The organism is Nocardia goodfellowii, assembly GCF_017875645.1.
Classification (GTDB): domain Bacteria; phylum Actinomycetota; class Actinomycetes; order Mycobacteriales; family Mycobacteriaceae; genus Nocardia; species Nocardia goodfellowii.
On the sequence record NZ_JAGGMR010000001.1, the window covers coordinates 5,046,300 to 5,052,551 of the forward strand.

The 6,252-nt window shown below is 66.4% G+C and carries 6 protein-coding genes; 5 read left to right on the forward strand and 1 reads right to left on the reverse strand.

Annotated features, from left to right (window positions below; all coding sequences use genetic code 11):
* Positions 1–28: 28 nt before the first annotated feature.
* Positions 29–727 carry a hypothetical protein gene (locus tag BJ987_RS23285; RefSeq protein ID WP_209893942.1) on the reverse strand — a complete coding sequence of 233 codons (699 nt, stop codon included), beginning with the start codon at positions 725–727 and terminating at the stop codon, positions 29–31.
* 133 nt (positions 728–860) lie between these two features.
* Between BJ987_RS23285 and BJ987_RS23290 the strand changes: the two genes are divergently transcribed.
* The 5 genes from BJ987_RS23290 to BJ987_RS23310 all read left to right on the forward strand — a co-directional run bounded on the left by BJ987_RS23290 (position 861) and on the right by BJ987_RS23310 (position 5,549).
* The gene (locus BJ987_RS23290; RefSeq protein ID WP_209893944.1) at positions 861–1,787 is read left to right on the forward strand and encodes a TauD/TfdA dioxygenase family protein; all 927 of its coding nucleotides are present in this window, start codon (positions 861–863) and stop codon (positions 1,785–1,787) included.
* Between the two features lie 141 nt (positions 1,788–1,928).
* Complete coding sequence (locus BJ987_RS23295) at positions 1,929–2,573, forward strand: ABC transporter permease (RefSeq protein ID WP_209893946.1); 645 nt, start codon at positions 1,929–1,931, stop codon at positions 2,571–2,573.
* Positions 2,570–3,847 (forward strand): ABC transporter ATP-binding protein, encoded by a 1,278-nt coding sequence (locus BJ987_RS23300; protein WP_209893948.1) that lies wholly within the window; start codon positions 2,570–2,572, stop codon positions 3,845–3,847. Before BJ987_RS23295 ends, BJ987_RS23300 begins: the two co-directional genes overlap by 4 nt.
* Positions 3,844–4,581, forward strand: coding sequence for an ABC transporter permease (locus BJ987_RS23305; protein ID WP_209893950.1), 738 nt, complete (start codon positions 3,844–3,846; stop codon positions 4,579–4,581). The genes BJ987_RS23300 and BJ987_RS23305 overlap by 4 nt, the downstream gene beginning before the upstream one ends.
* Complete coding sequence (locus BJ987_RS23310) at positions 4,578–5,549, forward strand: glycine betaine ABC transporter substrate-binding protein (RefSeq protein WP_209893952.1); 972 nt, start codon at positions 4,578–4,580, stop codon at positions 5,547–5,549. Before BJ987_RS23305 ends, BJ987_RS23310 begins: the two co-directional genes overlap by 4 nt.
* Positions 5,550–6,252: the final 703 nt, after the last annotated feature.

The window sequence follows — 6,252 nt, forward strand, 5'->3', positions numbered from 1 at the left end:
GGGCAATTCGTCGAGGTCTATCGCCTTGTCAGGCAGGCTCGGCGATGAGGTGCAGGTACGCGGTGTCGAGTGGGATGTCGACCGCGAACCAGGCGGCGGGGCGATCGTCGTCCCGGGGACACCAAGCCGTCGCGACGCACAGCCGCGCGACCTCCGCGGCGGCCAGGCCGGGCAGGTGCCAGGCGATTCCGGCCGGATCCGAGTAGCGCACACCGTATTCGGCGGAAGGATCGGGGGTACCGGGGGGCAGCAGGTCCGCCCAGTCGGCGGGCATCAAGCGGCCGTCGGCGGCCTGCAGGGCGAGTAGTTCGCCGTCCGGGCCGCCGATGGAGACCATGAAGTGCTCGTTTTCGACACTGACGGCCGCGAGGCATTCGCCGGAATCCGGGCCGCCGTAGGCATCGGCCGGCAGATCGGTGAGTTCGGCCGAGACGACAAGCCCGGAGACCGCGGCCTGCGCCCGCACCTGCCAGATCGCCGCCCCCATCGGCACCGGCGCACCGCCGTCCCACGAGGGGATCTCGATACTTCCGATCAGCAGATCCACCGTCGCGGTGTGCTGGTCCCACCGATGCAGGTGCGCTCCATTCGGCAAGCGCCACACGGTATCCGGCTCGGCCGGTAGCACAGTGGAGCCGAGTGTGACGGTGAACTCGACCGTGCCGAGGGGAGTGTCGATCGCGGCTCGGCGGCGGGCCGCCCGGGCCAGGCGGTCGGTGGGGAGCATGCGCCCATCATGCAGTAACGCCCTGAACCGGCTGCTGGCGAGGATTGGATTCGGCGTGACCGTAAAGGTGTTCGCGCTGCCGAGGAGCTGGTTTCGTGGCACCTGTTGTTCGGTTCCGGCGAAAGGCCCTGGCATGTCCGTTGACAGCTCCGCAGATTCCGGCCCCGCGGTGCGGGTGGTCAAGCTCGGCGCGAATATCGGCGCGCGGGTGGAAGGCGTCCGGCTCGGCGGCGAGGTGGGCGCGGGGACCGTCGCGACCGTTCGGGCGGCGTTGCACGAGCATAAAGTGCTCTTCTTCCAGGGCCAGGATCACCTGACCGAGGACGGACAGTACGCATTCGCGGAACTACTGGGCAGCCCGACCACGCCACATCCGACGCTGACCGCCGCGGGGGAGCGGAGCCTGGCCATCGATTCACGGCACGGCCGTTCCAATGTGTGGCACACCGATGTCACCTTCGTCGATCGGGTGCCGAGCGCGTCGATCCTGCGGGCCGTCACGCTGCCCAGCTATGGCGGCTCGACCATCTGGGCGTCGACGGTCGCGGCGTACGAGGCGCTGCCGGAACCGCTCAAAGTACTGGCCGGGAAGCTGCGCGCACGGCACACCAACCGGTATGACTACACCGGTGAGGGCCGTGCCGCGGAGTCTTCGGCGTACCGGCGGGAGTTCGAATCGACGTATTTCGAGACCGAGCATCCCGTGGTCGAAATTCATCCCGAAACCGGCGAACGTGCCTTATTGCTGGGCTGCTTCGTAAAAGAACTGGTCGGCCTTTCCAATAGTGAATCGAAGGCGCTGTTCCAGCTGTTCCAGAATCGGATCACCCGGTTGGAGAACACCACCCGCTGGAACTGGTTGCCGGGCGATGTGGCGATCTGGGACAACCGCGCCACCCAGCATTACGCCGTCGACGACTACGACAGCGCCGAGCACCGCACACTGACCCGCATCACCCTGGCCGGGGCCGTCCCGGTCGGCGCCGACGGGCGATCCAGCGTCGTGATCGCGGGCGACGCCGGGTACTACGCGCCCGTCGAAGCGCCGCGGGCGGCATAAGGCCACAACGGCGTAACAGCATGTCGATCACCGCGCGCCGCCGTAATTCCGGCGCGCGTATTCGACTACTGTCCAGTGGCTCACGGGTCCGTGATCACGCAGACAGGAATCGACCGGTCTTCGGCCGACAAGGGGAATTCCGTGCATTTGTGGAGCTATATCCAGGGGCGGGGCGAGGTGCTGGCGTTCCTCACCTACCAGCACGCGTCGCTGGCATTTCAAACCGTGATGGTCGGGACGATCCTGGCCGTCCTCATCGCGGTCGCGGTCTACCGGCTGCCCCTGCTCTCCTCGCTCACGTTGACCTCCAGCCGGGTGGCGCTGACCATCCCCTCGCTGGCACTGCTGGCGCTGCTGCTGGTCCCGTTCGGGCTCGGGGTGGTCCCGTCGTTCCTCATGCTGGCCTTCTTCGCGACCCTGCCGGTGATCGGGAACGCGATCGTGGGCCTGCGGTCGGTGCCGGACTCGGTCATCGAATCCGCGCGCGGGATCGGGCTCTCCCGCCGGCGGATCCTGTTGACCGTCGAATTGCCGATCGCCTGGCCGGTGATCCTCACCGGCATCCGGATCTCCACGCAGATGGTGGTCGGCGTCGCCGCCATCGTCGCCTATGTGCTCGGCCCAGGTCTGGGCTCGCTCATCTTCAACGGCCTGTCCCGGCTCGGTGGCGCGAACGCCCTCGAGATGGCGCTGACCGGAACCATTCTCATCGTCGCGATCGCGTTGGTGTTCGACGCGCTCCTCGTCCTGCTCGGACGTCTCACCATCGCAAAGGGACTTTCATGACCGATGAGCTGACCACCCGGGCCGTTCCGGCGGAGCGCAATGTGACCGGCGCGTCCATCACGCTGGACGGAGTCGTCAAACGCTATCGGGGACAGGACAAACCCGCGGTCGCACGTCTCGACCTGGAGATCGAAGCGGGCCGGATCGTCGCGTTCGTCGGTCCGTCCGGCTGCGGGAAGACCACCACCCTCAAAATGATCAACCGGCTGATCGAGCCGACCGAGGGGCGCATTCTCATCGACGGTCGCGATGTCACCAAGGAGAATCCCGACAAGCTGCGGCAGTCGATCGGGTACGTCATCCAGTCCGGTGGCTTGTTCCCGCACTGGTCGGTGGCCAAGAACATCGGCGCCATTCCGCGCGTGCTCGGCTGGGACAAGAAGCGGATCGCGGAGCGCACCGAATATCTGCTCGATCTGGTGGGGCTCGATGCCGGTACCTTCGCGGACCGGCTGCCCAAGGATATGTCCGGCGGACAGCAGCAGCGCGTCGGTGTGGCGCGGGCGCTGGCCGCCGATCCGCCGGTGCTGCTGATGGACGAGCCGTTCGGCGCGGTCGATCCGATCACCCGGGTCCGGTTGCAGGACAGTCTGATCGCGATCCAGCACGAGCTCGGCAAAACCATCGTGATCGTGACCCACGATTTCGAGGAGGCAACCAAGCTGGGGGACAAGGTGCTGATCCTGTCGGAGGGCGGGCATATCGAGCAGTACGCGCCGCCGGAGGAGATTCTCACCGATCCCGCCACGCCCTTCGTCGAGGAATTCGTCGGCTCGGGGGCGAAGCTGGCATATCTGACCGTGTCTCGCGTGCGAGATGTGCAGTACGACAAGGTGTTCACCGCTCGGGTCGGTGAGCCGTCGGGCGACGTGATCGCTCGCGCGAAAGCGGCGGGGCACAGTTGGATCGTGGTGGTCGACCGGGCGGGACGGCCGCGGTCCTGGCCCTCGCTCGCGGAAGTAGCGTCCAAGCCCGAGGTGTCGGACTTCCTGGACCGGCGGTTGCCGGTCGTGGCGCGATCGTCGACGCTCAACGACGCGTTCGACGAGATGCTCGCGACGAGCCAGGGGGCCACCCTCGTCACCGACGGTCGTGGCGCGGTGGTCGGCTCGTTGAGCATCGTGGCGGTGACCGAGCTGATCCGGAACAAGCTCGCCGAAGGGCATCCCGAGGAGGAGGACCTCTCCTACGAGACCTACGTCGACGGCACCGACCCGGCCCCCACGCCCGTGGTCGCCGCCGATGAGGAACCCGGATCGGCCGGACACGCATGAATCGGTCGCGCCGCATACCGCTCGACGTCTGGTTCGAGCCGATCATCATTCTCGCCATCGGCGTCGGCTATCTGCTGTGGTATCGCTCCAGTACTTTCACGCCGACCGAGCAGGCATCGCTGGCCTGGGCCAACTTGCAGACCACCATCCTCGCGCACATCAAGCTGACCGTCGTGGCGACGCTGATCGTGGTAGTGGTCGCGATCCCGCTGGGCATCGCGCTGACCCGGCCCGCCTTGCAGCGGTTCGAGACGGTCGCGGTCAACTTCGCCAATATCGGCCAGGCCGCGCCTGCCGTCGGCCTGCTCGTGCTGTTCACCTTCTGGCTGGGCACCGGATTCCGGACCGCGGTGGTCGGTCTCGTGGTGTACGCGATTCTGCCGATTCTGCAGAACACCATCGTCGGGTTGCGGCAGGTGGATCAGCGCACGATCGAAGCGTCTCGCGGCATCGGGTTCTCGGCGGCGCGCACGCTGTTCCAGGTCGAGTTGCCGCTCGCGGTCCCGGTGATTCTCAACGGGGTGCGCACCGCGCTGGTGATCCTGGTCGGCACCGCGACACTGAGCACCTTCATCGGGGCGACGAGCCTCGGCACGCTGATCACTACCGGCGTCACGCTGTTCCTGCCCAAACTGCTCATCTCCGGCGCGATTCTGGTCGGTCTGCTGGCGCTGGTCATCGACTGGCTCGGCAGGTTGGTCGAACTGGCCGCGACCCCCCGAGGTGTGTCATGAGGTCGGTTCGGGCCGGATCGATTGCGCTGTTGGTCATTACGCTGCTCGCGGGATGCGGGCTGGTGAGTTCCTCGGGCACGTTCCACGATGCGAGCCTGCCGGGCGGGGACCGGCCGCTGGCGGGCGCGAAGCTCGTGGTGACCTCCAAGAGCTTCACCGAAGGCGTGCTGCTGGGCAAGATCACCGCGACCTATCTGGCCGCCGCCGGCGCCGAGGTGATCGACCTGACCGGGGCGCCCGGATCCGCCTCCTCGCGGCAGGCGCAGCTCAACGGTGACGCCGACATTCTCTGGGAGTACACCGGAACCGGCTGGGTCAACTACCACAACCAAACCGAGACGATCGTCGATCCGCACGAGCTGTGGCAGCGGGTCCACGACATCGAACAGCGCGAGAACGACCTGGAGTGGCTGCCCCCGGCGAACTTCAACGACACCTACGCCTTCGCCGCCGCGGCCGCGACGGCGCGCCGCCTCGGGGTGCGGTCGCTGTCGGATGTCGCCGCACTGCCCGTCGCCGACCGCACCTTCTGCGTCGACGACGAGTTCTTCAGCCGTTCCGACGGTTTCATTCCGATGCTGGCGAAATACGATATGCCCTACAACGATCCGAATGGCCTGCCCGCGGCGAACGTCACCCGGATGGATGCCGGAGTGGTGTACCCGGCGACGGCCAAGAGCGCACCCTGCAACTTCGGGATGGTCTACACCACCGACGGCCGGGTCAAGAACCTCGATCTGACGGTCCTGGAAGACGACAAGAAGTTCTTTCTGCCCTACAGCGGCACCGCCGTCGTCCGCGACTCGATCATCCAGGCGTATCCGCAGCTTCGCGCGCTGCTGGGCACCATCTCCGAACGCCTCACCGACGAGCTGATGCAGGACCTCAACGGCCGTGTCGACATCGACGGCGAAGACCCCTCCGACGTCGCCTACGACTGGCTCCGGACCGAAAACCTGGTCGACTAGCGAAGACTGGGCATCGGCTCGACACGCGGTATCGAGCGCTCCTCGCCGCCTGGAACATCCCCCGCGTCTAAGATCAACCACACACAGCCGACGGACCACCAGCACACCGCCCCGCCTCCGCGTCACCGAACACCATGGCTCACAACACCTACCGCCCACGGCAACCGCGCGCGCACCGTATCGGTGACCGAGCGCGAGGTCGCAGGGCGTTTTCAGTGCACCGCCAGTTCAGTTCGCCCGCTCGTTGCTTCGCTGTCCCCGTACCGATTTCAAGATCTTTCGCCGTGCTGTGAACGTACCGATTATTCGGTATTTAAACGTTGGGTGATGTAACCGTACGGAAGTTTTTTTATACCGGCTCGGCCCCGCGAATTGTGCAGTAGTACAACGGCATTTGCCCGGATTGCGTAATACTGGTCGAGGGTGCCGCGTCGCGGTTCGAGGGTTGGACTTTCCGGGACAGTCGATGGACTGTGCCATCGGCAATAGTGCAGTTAGTGGAGGTCACGTGTCTATTCTGCGAACTCGACGGGCGCACCGTCTGGGACGGCGCGCGCCGACGGGCGGGTCGAAGGGGCGCGGGCGGCGGTCTCCTCCGTCTGGCTAGTTCGGTAAGAGCAAGCGCGGCAATGGTTTTGGCGCGTGGCGTTGCTGTCCGGTCGGTCGGCATCGCCCAGCCGAGGTGACGAGCGAGGGATACGCC